The organism is Paenibacillus sp. NPDC058071 (assembly GCF_042885235.1).
GTDB lineage: Bacteria > Bacillota > Bacilli > Paenibacillales > Paenibacillaceae > Pristimantibacillus.
On sequence record NZ_JBHVSK010000011.1, the window covers coordinates 132,524 to 152,664 of the forward strand.

The 20,141-nt window shown below is 53.3% G+C and carries 17 protein-coding genes; 6 read left to right on the plus strand and 11 right to left on the minus strand.

All coding sequences use genetic code 11. From position 1 onward, the window contains the following. Positions 1–49: 49 nt before the first annotated feature. Positions 50–943, minus strand: a complete 894-nt coding sequence (locus tag ACFVTB_RS18775) for a DUF72 domain-containing protein (RefSeq protein ID WP_387752378.1) — start codon at positions 941–943, stop codon at positions 50–52. A 228-nt stretch (positions 944–1,171) separates the two neighbouring features. On the opposite strand from ACFVTB_RS18775, the gene ACFVTB_RS18780 reads away from it, so the two are divergent. Next, positions 1,172–2,068: an alpha/beta fold hydrolase gene (locus tag ACFVTB_RS18780; RefSeq protein ID WP_387752381.1), complete on the plus strand. Its 897-nt coding sequence runs from the start codon at positions 1,172–1,174 to the stop codon at positions 2,066–2,068. A gap of 84 nt (positions 2,069–2,152) precedes the next feature. On the opposite strand, the gene ACFVTB_RS18785 is transcribed toward ACFVTB_RS18780, so the two are convergent. From ACFVTB_RS18785 to ACFVTB_RS18805, 5 genes are all read right to left on the minus strand, one after another. Then, positions 2,153–3,319 carry an aminotransferase class I/II-fold pyridoxal phosphate-dependent enzyme gene (locus ACFVTB_RS18785; protein WP_387752384.1) on the minus strand — a complete coding sequence of 389 codons (1,167 nt, stop codon included), beginning with the start codon at positions 3,317–3,319 and terminating at the stop codon, positions 2,153–2,155. Between the two features lie 13 nt (positions 3,320–3,332). Further along, a complete protein-coding gene (locus ACFVTB_RS18790; RefSeq protein ID WP_387752386.1) occupies positions 3,333–4,247 on the minus strand; it encodes a D-alanine--D-alanine ligase in 915 nt (304 codons plus the stop codon). 76 nt (positions 4,248–4,323) lie between these two features. Continuing rightward, a complete protein-coding gene (locus ACFVTB_RS18795; RefSeq protein WP_387752389.1) occupies positions 4,324–5,802 on the minus strand; it encodes an aminotransferase-like domain-containing protein in 1,479 nt (492 codons plus the stop codon). Positions 5,803–5,997: 195 nt separating this feature from the next. Beyond that, positions 5,998–7,671 carry an S-layer homology domain-containing protein gene (locus tag ACFVTB_RS18800; RefSeq protein WP_387752392.1) on the minus strand — a complete coding sequence of 558 codons (1,674 nt, stop codon included), beginning with the start codon at positions 7,669–7,671 and terminating at the stop codon, positions 5,998–6,000. 120 nt (positions 7,672–7,791) lie between these two features. Further along, positions 7,792–8,412 carry a hypothetical protein gene (locus ACFVTB_RS18805; protein ID WP_387752394.1) on the minus strand — a complete coding sequence of 207 codons (621 nt, stop codon included), beginning with the start codon at positions 8,410–8,412 and terminating at the stop codon, positions 7,792–7,794. Positions 8,413–8,606: 194 nt separating this feature from the next. Here ACFVTB_RS18805 and ACFVTB_RS18810 point away from each other — a divergent pair, with 194 nt between their 5' ends. Continuing rightward, positions 8,607–9,266, plus strand: coding sequence for a M15 family metallopeptidase (locus tag ACFVTB_RS18810; RefSeq protein WP_387752397.1), 660 nt, complete (start codon positions 8,607–8,609; stop codon positions 9,264–9,266). Between the two features lie 1,056 nt (positions 9,267–10,322). Here the strand turns inward: ACFVTB_RS18810 and argH are convergent. The 5 genes from argH to ACFVTB_RS18835 all read right to left on the minus strand — a co-directional run bounded on the left by argH (position 10,323) and on the right by ACFVTB_RS18835 (position 16,391). After that, entirely contained in the window at positions 10,323–11,852 is a 1,530-nt protein-coding gene (gene argH / locus ACFVTB_RS18815) for an argininosuccinate lyase (protein ID WP_387752400.1), read from the minus strand. A gap of 323 nt (positions 11,853–12,175) precedes the next feature. Then, entirely contained in the window at positions 12,176–13,015 is an 840-nt protein-coding gene (locus ACFVTB_RS18820) for a hypothetical protein (RefSeq protein WP_387752402.1), read from the minus strand. Between the two features lie 155 nt (positions 13,016–13,170). After that, on the minus strand, positions 13,171–13,674 hold the full coding sequence (locus tag ACFVTB_RS18825) for an MEKHLA domain-containing protein (RefSeq protein WP_387752405.1): 504 nt from the start codon (positions 13,672–13,674) through the stop codon (positions 13,171–13,173). Between the two features lie 168 nt (positions 13,675–13,842). Next, positions 13,843–14,673, minus strand: a complete 831-nt coding sequence (locus tag ACFVTB_RS18830; protein ID WP_387752407.1) for a vitamin B12 dependent-methionine synthase activation domain-containing protein — start codon at positions 14,671–14,673, stop codon at positions 13,843–13,845. Positions 14,674–14,756: 83 nt separating this feature from the next. Beyond that, positions 14,757–16,391: a bifunctional metallophosphatase/5'-nucleotidase gene (locus ACFVTB_RS18835; protein ID WP_387752410.1), complete on the minus strand. Its 1,635-nt coding sequence runs from the start codon at positions 16,389–16,391 to the stop codon at positions 14,757–14,759. 212 nt (positions 16,392–16,603) lie between these two features. Here ACFVTB_RS18835 and ACFVTB_RS18840 point away from each other — a divergent pair, with 212 nt between their 5' ends. The 4 genes from ACFVTB_RS18840 to phnE (ACFVTB_RS18855) all read left to right on the plus strand — a co-directional run bounded on the left by ACFVTB_RS18840 (position 16,604) and on the right by phnE (ACFVTB_RS18855) (position 20,111). After that, positions 16,604–17,605 carry a phosphate/phosphite/phosphonate ABC transporter substrate-binding protein gene (locus tag ACFVTB_RS18840; protein ID WP_387752562.1) on the plus strand — a complete coding sequence of 334 codons (1,002 nt, stop codon included), beginning with the start codon at positions 16,604–16,606 and terminating at the stop codon, positions 17,603–17,605. A 117-nt stretch (positions 17,606–17,722) separates the two neighbouring features. Next, on the plus strand, positions 17,723–18,496 hold the full coding sequence (gene phnC / locus ACFVTB_RS18845; protein ID WP_387752565.1) for a phosphonate ABC transporter ATP-binding protein: 774 nt from the start codon (positions 17,723–17,725) through the stop codon (positions 18,494–18,496). After that, on the plus strand, positions 18,493–19,308 hold the full coding sequence (gene phnE, locus ACFVTB_RS18850) for a phosphonate ABC transporter, permease protein PhnE (RefSeq protein WP_387752413.1): 816 nt from the start codon (positions 18,493–18,495) through the stop codon (positions 19,306–19,308). The genes phnC and phnE (ACFVTB_RS18850) overlap by 4 nt, the downstream gene beginning before the upstream one ends. Beyond that, positions 19,305–20,111, plus strand: a complete 807-nt coding sequence (gene phnE, locus ACFVTB_RS18855) for a phosphonate ABC transporter, permease protein PhnE (protein ID WP_387752415.1) — start codon at positions 19,305–19,307, stop codon at positions 20,109–20,111. Before phnE (ACFVTB_RS18850) ends, phnE (ACFVTB_RS18855) begins: the two co-directional genes overlap by 4 nt. The last annotated feature ends 30 nt before the right edge of the window (positions 20,112–20,141 follow it).

Here is a 20,141-nt window from a genome sequence, read left to right on the forward strand (position 1 = left end):
CATTAATAACACGCGGAAAAACCTATCGGCCGGTTACGCTTAATGCTGCTCAAAACAAATCCAACTGCTCGTAAGCCGGCGGCTTCGGCTCCTCCTTCGGTTCAAGCGGGTCGCCTCCGTCCGGACGCGACAGCCCGAGCAGCGCCATCATTTCCTTGGCATTGTCGGCCGCATCGCCCCCCGAATTGTTGTTGAAAACAACGCATACTCGCCGACTCTGCTGCTCCAATTGTTGAAGCATGTCCTTCCAATCCCGCAGTTCGTCGCCGCTATACCGGTACAAATAACGAACGTCCCGCCAATTCGGCGCACCGCTCTGATTCCAGCCCGCCGCATGACGGCCGTGAAAACGGACCATCGTCATCTCGGAATCGGTCGCTTGCAAGACGGTCGGCACGGAGCCCAATCCAACTTGCGGCTCATCGCAGACGCTATGTATCCAGCCCTCCGCCTTCATAAAAGCGAGCGTCTTCTCCCGGTACTCCGGCAAAAACCAGCTTTGGTGCCGAAACTCCAGTGCACACGGCACTCCATCCATAAGTCTTCTTGCTTCACGCAGAATGCCGACATTCTCGCGCGTGCAATCAAACCACGGCGGATATTGGAACAGCGCCGCCGCGAGCCGCCCCGCCTGCCGCGCCGGCTCGATCGATTCCCGAAACGCAGCGAACATCGCTTCCGTTTCCTGTTCCTTCGCCGCTGCAGGCCCGCGCTGATGTCCGGTCATGCCTTGATAAGCTTTCACAATAAAATGAAGGCTGTCTGGCGTCTCCGCCGTCCACTTCTCGAATCGCTCTTTCGGTTGAATGGCGTAAAAGCTGCTGTCCACCTCGACCAGCGGAAAATGTTTGGCATATTCTCGCAGCTTGTCCTTTGCCTTAACGCCTGGGCCATAAAGACGATCCTGATCGCCCCAGCCGGCGAGACCGATCTCGATCGGCATAAGCGGGGCACCTCCTTTCCGAACCTTCACCGCTCTATACTCGTATTTAGCATTATAGCACAAAAGCGCTTAACCTAAATGGGCCTATTCCTTCAACAAACAGTCCGTTTCCTGTCATTTGGAACAAACCGTACTCGCTCTCCCTTACCCTAATTCCGCCCCCCCTTTTTTGACCATTCTATTGCATTATGCTAGATTTAACAGAAATTACTATAAAGGAGTGTGACGATGCAAAATCCATCTCAGCCGTTAACGATTGAACTAAAAGACAAACGAAAGCTTGCCTATACCGAGTATGGAGCGGCAGACGGCTTCCCTGTTTTTATATTCCACGGAACCCCAGGCTCCAGACTTTGGTTTACAGAGGACGACGAGACGGCAGCCTCGCTTCAAATCCGGCTCATTAGTACGGACAGGCCTGGCTTCGGCGCCTCCGACAGGCTGCCCGGCAGGCGCGTGCTTGACTGGCCGAGCGATGTCGCGGCGCTGGCTGATGCCCTCGGCCTGGAACGGTTTGCGGTTCTCGGCGTTTCGGGAGGCGGCGTCTATGCAGCGGCATGCGCCTACGTAATACCTGAGCGGCTGACGAGCGCAACGATGGTCTCGAGCGCCGCTCCGTTTCCCGGAGGAAAACCGCCGAAATCGATGTCCGCAGCCAACCGTTTTGCCTTTACGTTAAGCAAAAGAGTGCCTTGGCTGCTGCGGCTCAGCTATAATGCGCAGAAAAAAATGATCGAGCAATCGCCCGATAAATTTCTGCGTTCGCTGCGCGGCGGCAACGGCCATCTGACGGATTGGGATCGCCAGTTCATGCAGACGGATGAGCATTTTAGCGAGTTCATGATGCATCTTGGCGAAGCTCTGCGCCAAGGGCCGGAGGAAGCTGCATCGGAGCCCGGACTGCTATCTCAGGACTGGGGCTTCGACCCGGCCGCTATTACCATCCCCGTTCTAATCTGGCATGGCGAAGCAGATCGCATGGCTCCTTTCGATGAGATCCGCAAGCTGGCCGCTAGAATGCCGACAAGCCGCCTGCAAACGCATAAAGAGGCAGGCCATTTTCTCTCCTCCGACGAGGCTAGCTGGAAAGAAATTTTGCAAGCTATTATCCAAAAGCCATCCTAAGCTAAATGAAATAGCAAAAAGGCAGCCTGCCAACAGCGAAGGAGTATGAACATTCTCCTTGCTATCGGCAGGCTGCCTTTCGATTTAAAGCTGACGGAGCCAGCGGTCCATTCGTTCCAGCGCCGCCTTCAAATTCGCTTCGGATGCCGCGTAGGAACAGCGGATGAACCCTTCGCCGCCGGGACCAAATACACTGCCCGGTACGGCAGCAACCTTCGCTTCGCGAAGCAGTCGCTCGGCAAACTCCTGCGAGCTTAATCCAGTCGAAGCGACCGACGGGAATACGTAGAAGGCTCCTTCCGGCTCATGGCAGGATAATCCGATGTCCCGCAGTCCTTGTACGAACATGCGACGGCGATGGTTGTAGGCATGCATCATTTCATCCTTCTCCGCCATGCCGTGGCGCAACGATTCGAGCGCGGCGATCTGTCCGAGTATAGGTGCGCAAATAATAGAATATTGATGAACCTTGCGCATTGCATCGATAAAATCGGGATGGCCGCAGACGTAACCGACCCGCCAGCCCGTCATCGCGAACGCCTTGGAGAAACCGCTGACAACAATTGTCCGATCCTTCATGCCGGGCAGCGAAGCAAGGCTCACATGTGTACGGCCGTAAGTGAGCTCGGCATATATTTCATCCGTTAGGACGATGAGGTCATGCTCTTCGACGACTTCCGCAATCGGCAGCCAATCCTCATACGTCATGATGCCTCCCGTCGGATTATTCGGATAGCTGACCATAAGCAGCTTGGAACGCGGCGTAATGCAGCTTCGGAGCGCTTCCGCCGTCAGCTTGAACCCGTCCTCAGCGTACGTCTCCACCTCGACCGCGCGGCCGCCGTTCAAATGGGTGATCGGTGAATAAGCGATATAAGTCGGAACAGGAACGATCACCTCGTCGCCCGGCGCGACCAGCACGCGAAGCGCCAAATCAATCGCCTCGCTTCCGCCGACCGTCACCAACACTTCGTCGACTGGATCATAACTGATCCCGAAGCTGCTGTCCAAATAAGAGGCGATCTCCTCACGCAGCTCCAATAAGCCTTCGTTAGGCGAATAAGTCGTCCGTCCTTTGTCGATCGCCTCTACGCAGGCTCGCCTCACCGCAAGCGGGGTAGTGAAGTCCGGCTCACCGACGCCTAAGGAAATAATATCCTTGCCGCCCGCCGCCGCGTTAAAAAACTTCCGGATGCCTGATGGTGGAATGTCGCGCGCTAGCGGCGACAGGTAATCGCTCTTCGTTATCATATCGCTTAACTCCTTACTTTTCTCGTTTTCTCTCCGTCAACGAATATTCAATAATACGGTCCAACAAATCACCGAACGAAATACCAGCTGCCGCCGCGCTTTTTGGCAGCAAGCTATTTTTAGTCAGCCCAGGCAGCGTGTTCGCTTCCAGCACATAGGGAACGCCGTCTTTAATAATCATATCGATGCGAGCGTAGACGCTGCATTTCAGCGCCTTGTAGGTGGCAAGGGCCGCTTGCTCGACGCGTGCGTGCACATCCGCCGGCAAGTCGATCACCCGTTCTTCCGCGCCGTTGTCGGCGTATTTGGACGTATAATCAAAAAATTCCGAATTGGCCTTAATAGCGACAACCGGCAGCATTTCGCCATTCAAAATGGCGCACGTAATTTCGTCGCCGCCGATAAACTGCTCGATCATAACGGACGCATCCCATTTCAAAGCGTCCTCAACAGCGGCTTCCAGCGCATCCTGCGATTTGACCAGCTGTGTTCCGATGCTGGAACCTCCGGAGTTCGGCTTTACGACGACCGGAAAACCGATACGACCTTCCACATCCGCCGCTGCCAGCTCTTCCATGCTGCCAACCTGCACCCAATCGCCAGTCGAAATGTTTTCGAAGCGCATCAGCTTCTTGGATAGCTCTTTATCCATGCTTACGCTGCTGGACAGCACTCCACAGCCGGTGTAGGGAACGCCTAGCGATTCCAACGTGCCTTGAACGGTTCCGTCCTCGCCGTATTTGCCGTGCAAAGCAAGCAGCGCAATATCGAGTCCTGCCGCTTTATCGATCAAATCGCGCTTGCTATTAATTTCAACGGGCACAACCTCGTATTTGGAGCGGTCCAAATTTTTGATCATCTCTTGTCCGGTCAACAGTGAAACTTCCCTCTCCGAAGATACTCCGCCCATAATAACGCCAACTTTCATTGTGCACGCTCCCATTCTTGTTTGTCTGTCGTATGATTCATTTCTCTTTAAACGGCGGCGGCTCCTCGCGGTCGCCTTAATAAAACAATTCCTTGGCCGTCTCGCCAATAATGCGAATGCCAGCCTCGATATCCTCGTCGGACACTCTGGAGAAGCCGAGCCTCATTGTATGTCCGCCTTGGCCTTCCTTTGTATAAAAAATATCGCCCGGCGTAAAAACGACGCCTTTCCGCTTGCAAGCCTCCAGCAGCTGCCGTGTATGAAACGTTTCCTCGAATGCAAGGAACAGATGCAATCCGCCGTCGCCCGATAGCGTTTGATACGGGACATGCGCTTTGATGCAGGCTGTAGCCAGCTCATACTTGCGCTTATACTCCGCTCTTGCTTTTTTCAAATATTTCTCGAAATTTCCGTTGCTCAAATATTGATAGAGAAGCGACTGATCGAGCGTCGACGTATGAATCGTGCGAGCCCGCTTCATGCTCTCCAGCAAGCCAATCAGCTCTTTGTCCGCCAAAATCCAGCCGACTCTCAGGCCGGGAAACAGAATTTTGGAGTAGCTGCCCAAATAGATAACGCCATTTCCTGCGCCGGCCGATGCGATGAGCGGAGCAACATGGGAACCGGAGTAGCGCAGCTCCTCGTTGAATCCGTCCTCGATAACTGGCACCTCATAGCCGGACAGCAGGCGAAGCGCTTCCGTTCTCTTCTCCGGCGCCATGACAATCCCGGTCGGATTATGATAGGAAGGGACAAGATAGGCGAGATCGAATGGCCTCGAGCCCAATTCCTTCTCCAACTGCCGCAGATCGAGTCCGTCTTTCTCCATGTCGACGCCGGTAATTCCGTAGCCGTGCAGCTTCATATTTTTGATCGCCGTTTGATGCGTCGGATTTTCACACAACGCGGCGCCGTAACGCTGACCGATCGCGGACAGCACCAGTTCGAATGCTTCCGTAAACCCGTTCGTAATGAGCAGATCCTTGCCTGTCAGATCGACGCCCTTGTTTTCCATATAGCGAAGCAAATAATCGATAAGGGGTTTATAGCCTTTAGCGTAGCCGTAATTGAGCAGCACTTCGCCTTCGATGGACATCCGATCGAGAAACGCACGTTTGACGTTTTGCAGATCGAACAGCTTCTCGTCGGGCGCAATGCTCGTGAATAAAATAGAGCCTTTTTCCGCGCGTATGCCATGCTTCATCAAATCCATCTGTTCCGCTTGGCGCGCGTAGTCGCTCGCACGCTGCCGCCAGTCCAGCCTTGCCGGCTCCCGTTCCGCTTGAACGCTCAACCGGTCGCTGGTTCCGCCTGCCGCTCCGGCAGCAACGAAGTTGCCTTTTCCGCGAACGGCGTATATAAAGCCTTCCTCTTCCAGCTCGGTATAGGCGGTAACGGCCGTATTTCGGCTAATATTCATGAGTACGCTTATTTCTCTGGTGGACGGAAGCTTCTGATCAGCCTGCAGCGCGCCCTTCCGGATCAGCTTTTTCATATAATCCTTCACTTGAATATAAACCGGACGGTCGCTTGCAAACGTAATATCCGAATACACTCCGTTCACCTCCTTGCCTTATCATGTCATATTTAGACGGTTAAAAAAAGAACCACTGCCTACGTTTTTGCGCAGGCATGTGGTTCCGTTAAAAAAAATCAGGCTTTAATGGCGATCGAAAGAACCCTCTGACCCGCAGCGCTTTCTCTCTCTTCAAGTCAAGCACTGCTTTCTCTTTTAATTTGAGCCCCCATTTTATTTAAAAACGTACCCATAATAACGCTCGGCATTGCGCAAACTAGCCCAAATGTCCGGACTCTCGCCGCCGATGTACCAATAAGCAGCTCCCGCAAGCTCTTGCGTAACGGCCACGCGGTATTTGCGGGCAAGCGACCGGCCGTCTTCCAGCCAAATTCGATGAGACGAGCCTCCACTGGCATAGTTGACCGTGTACTGGGCTAGCGGCTCGTTCCATAACGGCTTCAATTGACGCTTCAGCAGCAAATCATTTTGCTCCTGAAGCGAGAGTATACGCGACGACGTCGACTTTCCGCTTTCATCCAATATCCAATCCCGGTTATAGAACGGCAGCGCCAAAATCGTTTTGGAAGCTGGGACGCTCTCCAGCAGCTTGAACGTATAATCGTTAATATAAGGCCATGAAGCAACCGAGCCCGCAATCGGACTGCCGTCCCAATGCTCGTCGTATCCCATCAGCACAATATAATTAGCAAGCTTGCCCAGCTCTTTATAGTCGAAAGCCTCCGTCCAATCGCTATCCCGATCTGGGGAAACGTTGACGGAGAGGACGACTCCAAGCGGGCGAAGCTTCTCTGCCAGCGAACGGATGAATGCAGTCATGTCGTTCCGGTCCTTCGGAGCTACATTTTCGAAATCGATATTCAAGCCGTCGAGCTTATATTTGCGCGCTTGATCGGCGAGGTTTTGGACAAGCGTCTCGCGGTACTGCCGGTTAGAAAGCAGTTGATGCGTAAGCTCTTGGTTGGAGCGGTTACCGACCATCGCCCACACCGTTTTATGATTTGCTTTAGCCCATTGCAATAACGCCTGATCGGTGCCATCTTTAATTTTCCCTGCACTCTCGGTAAAATACCACCGCGGAGACAGCGTATTGACCGTCGACTGTTTGACGGAGCGTTCGAATTCGGCCGTTGATTGTCCGTACTGCCAGCCAAGCTGAATGCGCTGAGCCGGTTCCGTCGCAAGCTCCTCGGACCATTGCTTGTTCAACAATGCGCGGTCTAGCACTGCAGCGGTTTCCTGCCTGGTCAGCGAGTCCTTTGGACGGAAGCGTCCGTTACGGTCGCCTAGCATTAAACCCAGCTCCTGCATAGCTGCGACGGATGCTTCGGCCCATGACGCCAGCTCTTTACCATCGTTGTATGAAGCCGGTCCTTTCGCCGTTCCGTTCTGTTTGAGCGCCCGTCCGAGCAGCACCGCCGCTTCCTGTCTCGTCACAGGCTTGGACGGCGCAAACTGGTTTGGAGCGATTCCATCAGCCAAGCCTAACTGAACCGCAGCTTGCACCGATCCGTAGTACCACGCTTTCCGGTCAACGTCAGCAAACGGCGATACCGGACTGTTCGCTTGCTCGAGTCCTAGCATCCGGTTCAGCATCGTTACGAATTCCGCGCGCGTCACCGGTCTTGCAGGAGAAAACGTATTCGGCGATGTGCCAGCCAAAATCTGTTCTTGATAGAGTCGTAGAATCGAATCTTTGGCAAAGCTGCCTGCAATATCGTTAAAAGGCTGAGCCGCTCCCACTGCCGCGAACGCCTTCGGAATCGTCAGCGGTGCCGCAGACAGCACGGGCGTTGCCGTTGCCATTGTCGTCGCGGCGATTAAAATCGCCGACAGCGCGATAGTCACGGACTGCTTGTTTCTTTTCTTTTTCCACTTGCCTTGCATCGGATTGAGCCACTCCTTTAACTGGGTACACTCTCAATCCCTCTATCCTATCAAACGATTCGATAGACGGCATCGCAAAGATAATGGAAGGTTTTCATGCCACGGTACTCCTGGGACGGCTTATGACCACCACAAGAACAGCCATCTTTTTTTATAATCGACCGAAAACTCTTGAATAGGGAATACGTTCGATTCGTCCTCCTCGGCCTGCTGCATGGATGAATCCAACCGGACGCGAAGCTGCCCTGATTTCACTAAAGTTTGGCCGGCTTGTACTTTTTCATTCACGTCGATTCGATGATTGCCGGGCATCGCACTGCCCTGGAAATCCCCTTTGTATACCGGAATGACTTCCGTGATGAGCGCCGGTTTTTTACTGCGATTTACAATATCAATAGTGTAATTGATCGTTGCTTCCTTCTGTCCGTCTTCACCCTCCGCTCCTTCTTTCAGAGAAACAGACCAACCCGACACATAGACCTTGCCGTTCAACATTTGAAATTGTATGCCGTAAAAGCCGCCCAAGAGCATGGCTCCGATCAGCGCCACATTGAACCAAAGCATAAACCGTCTGACTTTGATTTTGAAAGTATGTTGGCGGAGCCACCGGGCGATGAAAAACAACAAAACGATGGCGAATAAAGAATAGTCCGAAAAAATAAAAAAGCTCAGCACAAAATAGACAAAACCGAAAACAACAAATGGATACAGCTTTATGAGCCATAACTTGGATGGTGACATAGCGAGCAAATTCCCCCTTCGGCAAGCGAATAAATCGATTCCAGCAATGATAGATGGAGAAGGTAACTACTATTTTTTACAATTGGATTCATTCTACCATATTCGCTATATCTCCCCAACCCAGGTCGGGGGCGCCGCACTATTCTATATGATAGACTAGTATGACAGAATCAAATTCGGGAGATTACTAGACTATGAATATACCGCCTAATCAAAATTGGCCGTCCGGCGATTCGTCCGTTTCACGAGGCTTGGTCCGCAGCAAACCGAAGAAAAGCCCTCTAATGACCTTTATTATTCTGATGCTGATGGCTCTCGTCATCTGGAGCGGCGTCGGCGGAGGGGCCGTATTGAACCGCCTGTTCCCTGATTTGCAGCGGGAGGAGAATGTGCCTGTTGTTGTGCAAGGCCTCCACCCCGTTGTCGAGGCGAAAAAAACCGAGCTTGTCGCCCGCGCGGCAGACAAAGGAATTCGGATACTAATTACAGACGGATTCCGATCGCATGAGGAGCAGAATGCATTATATGAGCAGGGCCGCAGCGCTGCCGGATCAATCGTCACGCATGCTAAGGGAGGCGATTCCTTTCACAATTATGGGCTGGCGATCGACTTCGCGATCAAAACCAAATCCGGCAAAGTTTTATGGGATTTGGAATACGACGGTAACGGCAACGGCAAATCAGACTGGATGGAAGTTGTAGAAATCGCCAAAAAGCTCGGATTCGCATGGGGAGGAGATTGGGAAGGCTTCCGCGATTATCCGCATTTTCAAATGGACTTTGGCTACACCATCCGAGAATTAAAAAGAGGCAAAATGCCCCCTGTCGATATCGACCTGACGCCGACCGGTTGAGCAGGCTTCGTATGCGAGAGATACGACGCAACGTTCGGCTAGAATTCAAACTGAGTAAGGCTATTGGTTACTATTGTTAGTCGAAGTGTAGGTTGGGCTCGTTGGTTGGTAACTAACGTTGGTTCGAGCGCTGACTGGGTTCGACGGATGATAACTAACTTTAGTCCGGCGCTGACTGAGCTCGACGGGTGATAACTAACTTTAGTCCAGTGCTGACTGAGCTCGACAGGTGACAACTAACTTTAGTCCAGTGCTGACTGAGCTCGACAGGTGACAACTAACTTTAGTCCGGCGCTGACTGAGCTCAACAGGTGACAACTAACTTTAGTCCGGCGTTGACTGAGCTCGACAGGTGATAACTAACTTTAGTCCGGCGCTGACTGAGCTCGACAGGTGATAACTAACTTTAGTCCGGCGCTGACTGAGCTCGACAGGTGACACTAACATTAGTCCGGCGCTGACTGAGCTCGTCGGGTGATAACTAACGTTGGTTCGGGCGCTAACTGGGTTCGACGGGTGATAACTAACTTTGGTTCGGGCGCTAACTGGGTTCGACGGATGGTTGCTGGGACGCAACAGGCTATCTACAATTTGTTTGTCAGTACGAATAACTGCGATTTTGCAGTTATTTTCTCGTTTAATTGCATCAAAAAGGGAAATAACTGCCGTTTGGCAGTTATTTCCCTTTTAAGCATATGGTTTGGCCCACTATAGGAGGAAATAACTGCATTTCAGCATTTATTTCTTCGTGAAGCGACTTTCGCTCTTGAAATAACTGCATAATAGCAGTTATTTCAAGAGCGACACATCAGATTGTCTTTGCTCGCCTCATCTAGTCTGCGTTATTGCGTTTTCGAAAGGCACCAACGTATCTAGTGAGTACATACCCCGTGTATATAATGACTAATCAGCTCGTCGACGTTCTAAGCAACTTCTGTGCGCCAAGTAAAAGCTCATAATAACCGCCGTAGCTTAACTCCGACAGTATACGAAGCAGCATCACACCAGCAGCTTATACCGACGAGACGCTCATACAAGTCGTCTTCATCCAAAGGCTCATTCCAAGCCGCTCACATGCGCGGCTTGAGCCGCGATTAACACTTCCAGCCGCCGCCAAGCCTCGCTCACCGCGCGACGGCGCTGTTCCACCGATCGGCGCTGCTCCGCGTGCCGTTCGCTTTGAACGCGCAGCGCCCGCTCCAGTTCAGTGCGCGCAGGACCGCCTGGCAAATCGCGGACCTGTACAAAATGGTCCGGGTCCAGCGCCTGCCGTAGCTCCGTCTCCGTAATTCGGAGCCTGTCGATTCCATTTGCTGCCGCCGCCTCACGCAAACGCTCCAGGCTCAACTCCGAAGGCGACCTGCCGCCCGCAGCCAATGCAGTCTCGACCAGCCTGCTAACGACAGCATGAGCCGTTCGGAAAGGCAAACCCTCTCGCCGTACAAGCGTATCCGCGAGCTCCGTTACGACAGCAAAGCTGTTCTCGGCGCGGCGGCGAAGCGTCTGCTCGTCGATTTCGAGCGTCGCAACTACGCGGGCGAGCAAACGATACACTGCCTCTAACGTGCCTAAGCTTCGCCACGCATAGGGCTGCATATCGTCTTCCGTATCGACGATGTCGCCGAACGGCGTATTGTGCATCATCGAAAGCACGGTCTGCGCGTCGCCTACGGCGCTGGACAGCAGCGACCGGGCATGCTCGACCGAGACCGGGTTTCGTTTTTGCGGCATGATGGAACTGACCTGCACATAAGGGGCTGCAACGCGGGCGACACCGAATTCTTGCATGCACCAGAGCAGCAGCTCCTGTACAAAACGTCCGAGACCGGTTGCGGCCAGCTGTACAGCCGATGCAGTCTCGCCGATATAATCGGAGCCGCTCACCGCATCGTAAGCATTCTCGATCAGCTCATCAAAACCAAGCAGATCCGCGATTCGTTCTCGGCTGATCGCAAAACCGGATGTCGTCAGCGCAGCCGCGCCCATGCTGCTCCGATTGCAGCCGTCATACGCAGCAAGCAACCGGCGTATATCGCGGGACAGCGAGTCGGCGACGGCGGCGATGTAATGACCGAGAGTAGTCGGCTGCGCCTGCTGCGTATGCGTATGGGCAATCATCAACGTCGAAACGTGCTTCTCTGCAAAAGAGCGGAGCGTCGCATGAAGCTCTAGGGCAGCGTCCAAAGCCGATAGCAGCTTCTCCCGCAGTACGATTCGGTAAATGGCAATGCCCATATCGTTGCGGCTGCGCGCCAAATGCAAATTGCCGGCCGCCGGGTCTAATTCGTACAACCGATGCTCTACTTCAAAAAATAAATCCTCGAATCGTCCGGTATACACACCTTCCTTCAATACCCGCAAGTTTAGCCGTTCCAATGCCGCTGCGATGCGTGCCGTCTCCTGTTCCCGAACAAGTCCTTGTTCGAACAACATAATCAAGTGCGCCTTGTGCACCGCCATCATCGGTTCCAACAGCTCGCGTTTCGCATTGTCGTACGCCGGCTGCAGAACAGCGGCTGCATAAACGGCGCCCGGAAACGACGTTTCCTCCGACAGCTCTGACCCGATTGACCTTCTCGCAGTCATCTCCGTCCACCTCCGATTTCTTTTTACTGTCCGCACCGTCAATCATGAACTATAAGTATCGTATTACAAGAAGCCGGACAGCGTTCTTCCCGTCCTCCCAACAAACAAAAAAGGCCGCAGACGATCGCTCCATAGCGATGGTCTCCGGCTGTCCGGCAGAACATGAAAGTATTAAAAAGAATAGCACGGGCAGCCGAAAATGTCCATTTCAGACGACAGCGCCGCAACATCTGTTTTTACTCCACTTACCTAGACTGGTATCGGGAACACAACGCTTCTCTTTCAGATAAATCCCATATAACTTTGAACCTACGTGCAAGCCATCACTCTCGCGATATATCCCAATCAATCTTGACGGCCCCTCGCAAGTTGTCCCCCCACAGCATAATGGAATACTCCCCCGACCGCTCCGCGCGAAAAGACAGCGAGCCGTCGCTATGCTCTTGCATGCTCACCGCTTTATCCCGTCCGTCTTTGACGCTCATTCCGTAGCCGCCATAGTTTCGATTCGTCCAGTTTATTTTAAAACGAATCGTCTCGCCTTCGCCTAGCTGAATCGGCACCGCGCGCTCTCCGCGGAAATATTCGAAGCTGGCTTCGTACCCTCGGTCCGTTTGCACTTCCGTCCAATTTTTCGTCAGCGACAAATCTGAGCCTGCCAGCACCAAATGCAAAGCAAGCAGCGTCAATCCAACCAATATTGAAAGCCGAAGACTCTTCCGCATAACCCCGTCCGCCACGGCGAAGAACAATGCGCAAATGCAGCCCAACGTTCCGAATATCACTACGAACGGAATAGAAACAATCGATTTATGGAAAAAGAAGAACGGAATATAGCCGCCCATGCCGTAGAGAGCATATCGAATGAAGGCTTTCGCCTTCGGCTCCGCCCGAATGAAGCGGACTACCACGTCCGCGGCCGCTGCATACGCAATGCCAAAGCCGTAGACCAAATACCAAATGAACAACGATTTGGCCGTACTCGACCATTCGTAAAGATCAAGCCCTGCGATGCACAGCAGAACCAACACATACAGACCGCCTGCCGCAGCAAGCTTGGCAAAGAAATAAGTGAGAACGGTCCTAACACCGTTTCGTAATCTCCCTCCGCCTTCCGGTTCCCCGAACTCATTGAGCGCTTTTTGCTCCGATACTGTCATCATCCGCCGCCACCTGCCCCGAAATGTTGATTGGAATGATCCTATCGTATCAAGACCGAAGGCAAGGCGGCAGTTCTAACTTTCTTAGTACCATTAAAGCGGCAGAGCTGCATAGAGTCAGGACGCAACACGATGACGACGACCGCATATCGTCTGCCCTACAAATAACGAAAATCGACAAACGCAGCAGCTTGACCGCAATAGTTCCCTTGCTCGTCGACCAAATTCCACACTGTTGCATTTACAATATAAAATCGCAGCCCCGACTTTGAAATTCGCACGCCCGTATAATTGTCGACATATCCGTCAGCGGTCACCCGTTCGAAAAAACGGTCCCGTTCCGCCCGCTCCATAGGCTCAGCAGTCAGCCTGGAAGGCGTGCTTGTCAGCTCGGTCCAGCTCATTTCCCATAGCCTTAGCGCCCGCTCATTTCCAAAATTCAGCACAGGATCGGTTTCCGTGCCATGCGACAATAGCACAAAAGGAGCAGCATTCAGTTTTTCTGCCAACTCCGCGTCCGAAGCGGCACAAGTCGCTCCTTCCGTACCGTAATCGCCGGCTAATGCAAGCAAATCCTGGCCTGTCCATCGTTTAAAGCTGTCTGCCAGCAAACGGCTGTGGGCTTCGCTGGCTCCCGTTCCCGTTCTTGCTGTTTCCGTCATGTCGACTCCTCCCCTCTATAAGCTCTGTCAAAAGTGGTCTGTCGCTAATCAGAGCAGCCCTGCCCCCTGCAAGCCTGCTGCAATACCTCATCTATACGCCTCGGTTGCACCTCGATCACAAAGAGCAGATCCAGCCCCCCATATTGCGGCCAAAACAGCGTCTCCGATTTAAATGGCGAAGTACCGCGCATCCGGGTGCGAAACGACAAATGCCGCTACCGATGCTTCCGGATCTAGCATGCAGCCTTCCGTAATTTCAATGCCGATATCCGCAGGCTGCAATAACGCATACAGCTGCTGCTGCCCATCCAAATTCGGACAAGCCGGGTAGCCAAACGAAAACCGTTGCCCCTTGTATTTCGCGGCAAACCGGTCCTGCATCGTCATTTCCATCGCATCGGGGTATCCGCAAAAATCGCGCATCATATGATGAATCCGCTCCATAAAAGCTTCCGCCGTCTCGATGGCGATCGCCTGCAGCGCATGACAGCGCAAGTAATCACCCTTCTCCTTCCACTCTTCGGCCAGCTCTCTTACACCAATTCCTGCCGTTACGATGCAGAAACCGATGCTGTCCATTTCCCCGCTTCCCACAGGCCGAATATAGTCGGCTATGCATCGATGCGGCGCTTCCTGCTGCCTCGGAAACGAAAACCGCTGCAGCACCTTCCCTTCCTCCGCAGGATCGTACACCAACACCTCATCGCCCGACGATTGCGCGGGAAAGAAGCGAAACATCCCGTTCGCTTGAATGATTCCGTCTCTTTTCGCTTCTGCGTACAATCCGTCAATCAGTTCCTGCAGCATGACCGCTTTCTCGTCGCCTTCCCGCAGGCGATCCGCCAGCTTGCTCCCAAGACCCATATGATAGCCGATCAGCGTCTGCATATTGACGTAAGGGTATAAATAATCGATCGGATAGTTACGAAATACATGCGGTTCGTAATCGACCGGTTTGCCTAGCGTCTTTATCTTCTCTAGCTCTATCTCCATGTTCATGAACAAACTCCCTTGCTGTCCGCGTTCCATTATTGGTTATTTGTCCATTTTACCCGGAAAAGGCCAGGTCGAACAGTCTCCCTTCAATAAACGACACGCCACTCTTCCGAGCATTCCGCCTCGACCTCGCCATGCCTACGGAAGTAATCGGCCACCAGCTCCGCCATTTCGACTGCAACTTCGCGCATGATCGGCTTGCCGCGAAACATGTCGTAGTCCCCGCCGCCGCCCGCGCGATAATTGTTCATGACCACCTCATACGACGAATCGTCCGTCACCGGCTTCCCATGCCGCTCCAGCTTCGTTACCCTTCTCCCGACTGGCATACGAATATCCAATTCGTACTCGATGCCGCTCCACATATCGTAGTTGTAATGTTGCGCTTTCGGCTCCGTATATGCCGGATCAATGCCCAGCTTGCCGTCCAGATGCAGCCGGAAATAACGGGCGCTCTGCTCCAGCGCCTCTCGGATATCGCGGCCGGAAAGCTTAAGTACCATAATCGTATTCGGGAACATGAAGTTGGCCAGCACGTCTCGCATTGTCACTACCGGTCCGAAGCCAGCGGTCCGCTCGCTCAACAGCGCCGCACACGAAAGCTGAGCTCCGCTTGCCTCCAATTGGACACGATGGACGAAGGAGATAAACGAATTGTCCCGGCTTCGGCAGGCAAGCGGATCTCCGACCGCCATGCCTCCTACAACCTTGCCGACCGGCAGATCGATCCAGCGCCCGGTCTCATCATGCACGGGACCCGCAGCTTCCTGAACGCGCTCGTCAGGCTGCGTAGCCGCCAGCGGATAGAGCAGCTCCGCTTCTCCCGCGCTTACGCTCCACTTGCTGTTCTCCGCTTCAACCAGCTCCAAAACAATTTTGCCAATCGCCATGCCATTGTTGCCGGGCTGAACGACCGGTATCCCGTAAATCCGGGTCGCCAGAAATCGGTGCTGATGTCCGGTAATAAGCGCGTCGATGCCAAGCTCCTTCGCCGCTTTGCAGATGGTGTATCCCTCATTTTCGCCCGTTTGCCGCTCCGCCTCCTCGCCGGTCTCCAAGTCTCGTTCGAAGCCGCCGTGATAGGCGACGATAAGTATATCGGGACGTTCCTCCCTATGGATATAGTCGGCCCAGTACGCCACGGCTTCCAACGCGCCGACAAATTGAAGACCTTCGATGTGCTCGGGACGCTCCCAATTCGGAATATAACCGGTCGTCGCACCGAGCACGGCCGCTTTGATCCGGCCGCCGTTCAACATCTTTATCTTATAAGGCTTGCCGAATGCAGGCACTCCCGACGCCTGTTCCACAACGCTCGCGGAGAGCCATGGAAAAGACGAATCGCGCACAGCCTTGCGAAGCAGTCCCATGCCGTAGTTGAATTCATGGTTGCCCGGCACCGCCGCGTCGTAGTCCAGTGCATTCATTGCCAAAACGACCGGATGCAGGCGCTCCGTATCCGTATTCTCTTCTCTGCCAAAAGCCGCAGCAGCATAATACGTCAAAGGGGTACCCTGCAGCGCATCGCCGTTATCGATCAGCAGCAGCTCTGGGCTCTCTGCTCGCTCCGCTCGGATCAGTGTCCCCAGCTTTGCCAGAGACGCGTCCTTCGGCTCCCCCGTTGCGTAATCGACCGGCATAATATGACCGTGCACGTCGCTTGTCGCCAGTATGACACAATGATAAGGATGCTCTCTATCTTTTCTTTCGCCAGCTCCCATTCTCGAATCCCTCTCTCCTCGCAAGCTGTTCAACAGTTCGCATTCTATCATTATAGTTTCATCTATAGTAACAGGTTATTATCCACTTTTTAACGAGAGGTTCCAATCTTTACAAAAGCTTATTTCTCCGTTAAAGAGGCGATAACATTCAATGCCTATATTGAACAAGCAAACAAAAATAGTAGTTTATGGAGGGTTTTAGGTTGAAAAAGATGACTGCACTTCTTCTGTCCCTGCTCGTTACCGTATCGATCGTCAGCGCATGCGGAGCGAAGACCGACAACTCGGCGAATGGCGGCTCGAACGGCAATGCCGGTTCCACGAATACGCCGGCCGAAACGAAAGCTCCAGCAACCGAAGAGCCAAAACCCGAAGGCTACGTACCGGAAAAGCTGACCGTACAATTCGTTCCTTCGCAAAACGCCGACACGCTCGAAGCGAAAGCAAAGCCGCTTGAGAAGCTGCTCGGAGACAAGCTGGGCATCCCGGTTCAAGTAAGCATCTCGACAGACTACAATACGATCATTGAAGCGATGGCTTCCAAAAAAGTCGACGTCGGCTTCCTCCCTCCTACCGCATATGTGCTCGCTAAAGAAAAAGGAGCAGCCGAAGTCATTCTCCAAGCGCAGCGCTTTGGCGTACAAGACGATACAGGCGCCCCGACGGACCAACTGGTCGATTTCTACAAATCGATGATTATCGTCAAAAACGATTCTCCAATTCAAAAGATCGAAGACTTGAAGGGCAAAAAAATCGCCTATCAAAACGTGACTTCCTCCGCCGGTTTCGTATGGCCAGCCGGCAAGCTGATGGAAGCAAGCCTCGATCCGCTGAAGGATGTTGTGCCGGTTACTGTAAAAGGCCACGATCAAGGCGTTATCTCGGTACTGAACGGCGACGTCGACGCGGCCGCTATTTTCCAGGACGCCCGCAATATCGTCAGCAAAGACTATCCGAACGTCTTCAAAGATACGCGTGTACTGACGTTTACGGAAAAAATTCCGAACGACACGATCTCCGTCCGTTCCGACATGAACCCAGAATGGTCGGCTAAACTCCAACAGGCGTTTATCGATATCGGCCAAGATCCGGAAGGCCATAAAATCATTAAAGAAATCTATTCCCATGAAGGCTACGTAAAATCGGAAGACAGCATTTTCAACATTGTTCGAGAGTATGGCGAGAAAGTAAAAACCGAGCAGGCCGCGTTCTAGCTTTATCTAACCTCATAGCGCGCGCATAGCAGGCTTTACCAGGCCAGTACGGCGATTTATCCGTACTGGCCGAAGCTGTTCTTATATCTTAAATCAAAGGAATGAATCGGCATGAGCATGATTGAAATCCGCAATGTGTCCAAAACGTATCCGAACCGGACGAAAGGCCTGAACGGCATCAACTTAACGATCGAGAAAGGCGAATTCATTGCGGTCGTCGGCTTGTCCGGCGCGGGCAAATCGACGCTGCTCCGTTCGATCAATCGGTTGCACGATATAACCGAAGGCGAGATTCAGATCGACGGCTCCTCTATTACAAGCGCCTCCGGCAAACGGCTGCGGATGATTCGCCGCGACATCGGCATGATTTTCCAAAGCTTCAATCTCGTCAAGCGCTCCACCGTTCTCCGCAATGTGCTTGCCGGCCGCGTTGGCTACTATTCCACGTTGCGAACCGTGCTCGGCCTATTTCCGAAAAAAGATATCGATCTTGCGTTTGAAGCGCTTAACCGCGTCGGCATCGTCGATAAAGCTTACGCCAGAGCCGATGAGCTGTCGGGCGGCCAGCAGCAGCGCGTTGCCATTGCTCGCGTACTGGCACAGGAGGCGAAAATTATTTTGGCTGACGAGCCGGTCGCTTCCCTCGACCCTTTGACGACAAAGCAGGTCATGGATGATTTGAAAAAAATCAATCAAGAGCTCGGCATTACGACGCTCGTCAATCTGCACTTTATTGATCTCGCCAGACAGTACGCGACGCGCATCATCGGCCTGCGCGCAGGCGAGGTTGTCTTCGACGGCCCGGTAGAAGAAGCGACGGACGAGAAGTTCGCAGAAATTTACGGCCGTCCGATTCACGCAGACGAATTGCTCGGGGAGCTGGCGGTATGAGCGGCAGCCTCTCTGCGAACGAAAAAGCCCGTCTCACGCAAAATCGGCCTCAGCCTCCAAGAAAGCTTAAATTATACTTCACGATTGCTTTGTTAGTCGCCCTGCTATGGGCAAGCGCGAAGGGCACCGACGCTTCCTTATCGGAGCTGATCGCCGGTCTTCCGAACATGCTCGATCTGTTGAAGGAAATGTTTCCGCCGAAGTGGAGCTATTTCGAAAAAATTACGGAAGCAATGCTAGACACGATCCGCATGGCGCTTGTCGGCACGACACTGGGGGCCATTCTTGCTATCCCGGTCGCGCTGCTCTGTGCCCGCAACATAATCGGCAGCGGCTGGATTTTTTATCCGGTTCGAATGCTGCTGAATTTGCTGCGAACGATTCCGGACCTGCTTCTCGCCGCCTTGTTCGTGGCGATCTTCGGCATCGGTCCTGTTCCAGGCATTTTCGCCCTGACGGTATTCTCGATCGGCTTGATTGCCAAGCTTGGCTACGAATCGCTGGAAACGATCGATCCCGGCCCGCTGGAGGCGATGACTGCCGTTGGCGCAAATGGCTTTCAGCGTATCGTCTATGGCGTCATTCCGCAGATCCGCGCTCATTTCATGTCCTTTACTTTATATACGTTCGAGATCAACGTACGGGCAGCAGCCGTACTTGGACTCGTCGGCGCAGGCGGCATCGGCCATTACTATGAGGTGACGCTCGGCTTTCTCCAGTACGACAAGACGAGCGTGATCATTTTGTTCACGCTGGCGATCGTTCTCGTTATTGATTACGCCGGCACGAAATTGAGGGAGAAGCTGTTATGACGACAAAAGCTTGGCATTCCATCGTTCCCAAACCGAAACGAAACCCGTATCGCTGGCTGATCTATGCAGCGCTGGCGGCTGTCTATCTATGGGCGTTCTCAGGCATCCCCTTTGAAGGCTTTAAAGAAACAGCGGGCCAAATTACAAAATCGATCTTCGCAGGAATCTTCTCTCCCGATTGGGATTATGTCTATTTGCCGGACGGCGAGGATTTGCTGAGGGGCTTGCTGGAGACGCTGGCTATCTCCATCGGGGGCACCTTCCTGTCAGCCGTCGTCTGCTTTCCCTTCGCCTTCTGGTCGGCAACCAATATGAGCCGTTACCGGGCCGTGTCTGGTTCCGGCAAGATGGCGTTAAGCTTCATCCGTACCTTCCCCGAGATCATTATGGCGATTCTGTTTATTAAAGCGGTCGGCCCAGGCTCTTTTGCCGGGATGCTCGCGCTCGGCCTCCATTCGGTCGGCATGCTCGGCAAGCTGTTCGCCGACGAGATTGAGAATATCGATCGCGGGCCAATTGAAGCTTTGACCGCAGCTGGCGCAAGCCGTCTGCAGCTATTGTGGTATGCCGTCATTCCGCAAGTACTGCCCGGTTTTCTGTCCTATACGCTTTACCGGTTTGAAATTAACATGCGTTCAGCGACCATTCTCGGCGTTATCGGCGCGGGCGGCATTGGAACGCCGCTTATTTTCGCGTTAAGCACGCGGAACTGGGATCGCGTCGGCATCATATTGCTCGGTATCGTCGTGATGATTGCCGCCATCGACATCCTGTCCGGACAAATTCGAAAACGGCTGGTTTAAAAGCTTTGTCCTTCGTCAGTCCTTCGTCAG

Coding starts and splice junctions, on each gene's coding strand:
- ACFVTB_RS18775 (WP_387752378.1), bottom strand. CDS start 943: ATGCCGATCGAGATCGGTCTCGCCGGCTGGGGCGATCAGGATCGTCTT.
- ACFVTB_RS18780 (WP_387752381.1), top strand. CDS start 1,172: ATGCAAAATCCATCTCAGCCGTTAACGATTGAACTAAAAGACAAACGA.
- ACFVTB_RS18785 (WP_387752384.1), bottom strand. CDS start 3,319: ATGATAACGAAGAGCGATTACCTGTCGCCGCTAGCGCGCGACATTCCA.
- ACFVTB_RS18790 (WP_387752386.1), bottom strand. CDS start 4,247: ATGAAAGTTGGCGTTATTATGGGCGGAGTATCTTCGGAGAGGGAAGTT.
- ACFVTB_RS18800 (WP_387752392.1), bottom strand. CDS start 7,671: ATGCAAGGCAAGTGGAAAAAGAAAAGAAACAAGCAGTCCGTGACTATC.
- ACFVTB_RS18805 (WP_387752394.1), bottom strand. CDS start 8,412: ATGTCACCATCCAAGTTATGGCTCATAAAGCTGTATCCATTTGTTGTT.
- ACFVTB_RS18810 (WP_387752397.1), top strand. CDS start 8,607: ATGAATATACCGCCTAATCAAAATTGGCCGTCCGGCGATTCGTCCGTT.
- argH (WP_387752400.1), bottom strand. CDS start 11,852: ATGACTGCGAGAAGGTCAATCGGGTCAGAGCTGTCGGAGGAAACGTCG.
- ACFVTB_RS18820 (WP_387752402.1), bottom strand. CDS start 13,015: ATGATGACAGTATCGGAGCAAAAAGCGCTCAATGAGTTCGGGGAACCG.
- ACFVTB_RS18825 (WP_387752405.1), bottom strand. CDS start 13,674: ATGACGGAAACAGCAAGAACGGGAACGGGAGCCAGCGAAGCCCACAGC.
- ACFVTB_RS18830 (WP_387752407.1), bottom strand. CDS start 14,673: ATGAACATGGAGATAGAGCTAGAGAAGATAAAGACGCTAGGCAAACCG.
- ACFVTB_RS18835 (WP_387752410.1), bottom strand. CDS start 16,391: ATGGGAGCTGGCGAAAGAAAAGATAGAGAGCATCCTTATCATTGTGTC.
- ACFVTB_RS18840 (WP_387752562.1), top strand. CDS start 16,604: ATGACTGCACTTCTTCTGTCCCTGCTCGTTACCGTATCGATCGTCAGC.
- phnC (WP_387752565.1), top strand. CDS start 17,723: ATGATTGAAATCCGCAATGTGTCCAAAACGTATCCGAACCGGACGAAA.
- phnE (WP_387752413.1), top strand. CDS start 18,493: ATGAGCGGCAGCCTCTCTGCGAACGAAAAAGCCCGTCTCACGCAAAAT.
- phnE (WP_387752415.1), top strand. CDS start 19,305: ATGACGACAAAAGCTTGGCATTCCATCGTTCCCAAACCGAAACGAAAC.